Here is a 1471-nt window from a genome sequence, read left to right as displayed (position 1 = left end):
CCAGTTGCGGTAACGGGATCTACGGTTGCAGTTGAATCACCGCCAGTTGCAGTAACGGGATCTACGGTTGCAGTTGAATCACCGCCAGTTGCGGTAATGGGATCTACGGTTGCAGTTGAATCACCCCCAGTTGCGGTAACGGGATCTACGGTTGCAGTTGAATCACCACCAGTTGCGGTAACGGGATCTACGGTTGTGGTTCCATCCCCAGTTGCGGTAACGGGATCTACGGTTGTGGTTCCATCCCCAGTTGCGGTACCGGGATCTACGGTTGTGGTTCCATCCCCAGTTGCGGTACCGGGATCTACTGTTGTGGTTCCACCACCAGTTGCGGTACCGGGATCTACGGTTGTGGTTCCACCACCAGTTGCGGTACCGGGATCTACTGTTGTGGTTTCACCACCAGTTGCGGTACCGGGATCTACTGTTGTGGTTCCACCACCAGTTGCGGTACCGGGATCTACTGTTGTGGTTCCACCACCAGCTCCTACAGAGGATGGGGTTATAAAACCTATTTCAGTTATTGTGATAGGATTCCCATTCATATCGGAATTAAATAAAGCAGTCGTCGTACTGCCTCCCGTACTTCCTGTCATACCATTAAGATTAATTCCTGTACCGGAAGTGCCTCCTTCAGAATTCAATATCTGCATACCTTGAATTAACCAATTTTCCCCGGTGAAATTATAATCATTTCTCTCAATGATCACTAAGCCATCATTATTGCCCAAAGTAATAGCTTCGTAGCCAGAAGGGCCTGTACCTGGTCCTTTAAAGATGTCATTATTTCCTACTAAAATTGCCTTAGTCGTAGTTGTATTAGTACTAGGATCGATGAGTTTCAAGATAACAATCAAATCCTCTAACGTACTGATACCATCAAATTTAAGGAAAACAGCCTCGGCTTGTGCGTTTGGTGACAAAGAGGTATCGCCCTCAGGATTGGAGGTAAATAAATCCAGATCAAGAATTTCATCAAGATCAAGAGTTGTTCCTGCAACCCCATTTATCGAATTTGTAGCATTTACCCACGATGCTGCCGCAGTAATTATTTCTCCGTTAACAAATTGGTTGGGTGTTTCTCCTGCATTGAAGCTACCTTTATAGCCTGTAAATTGAGCAAAGAAGTTGTCGGCTAATTCAGTAACAGAGACTTCAGGTTGTGTGTTGTCAGTATTAGTTGATCCTAGCTCATAGCCTATAAAGGAGCTTCCTTCGGATGTCCTTAATAGTTCACCCGATGTTAGTGCTGGGGCATAACCAAAATCAATGTTATTAACCACTTGTGCAGCTGCAAGATTGATAAAATAAGGTTCATTGCCGGTGGATAAGGTGCCGCCAGGAAGATTATTGCTGACAGCAAATTCATCAACATCCACCCAATATTGTCCTGGAGCGACATTTACAAATTGGTAGAATCCATTGGCATCCGTGACTTTAAATTCAATCAATTGATCATCTGCATCACGAA

General features: G+C 45.1%; 1 pseudogene. It reads right to left on the bottom strand.

Annotation, left to right across the window (positions count from 1 at the left end):
• Window positions 1–1471: pseudogene (locus Lbru_RS09455) on the bottom strand (hypothetical protein); the annotation flags it as partial.

This window comes from Legionella brunensis, from assembly GCF_001467025.1.
Classification (GTDB): Bacteria; Pseudomonadota; Gammaproteobacteria; order Legionellales; family Legionellaceae; genus Tatlockia; species Tatlockia brunensis.
This window is presented reverse-complemented; position numbering and strand designations above follow the sequence as displayed.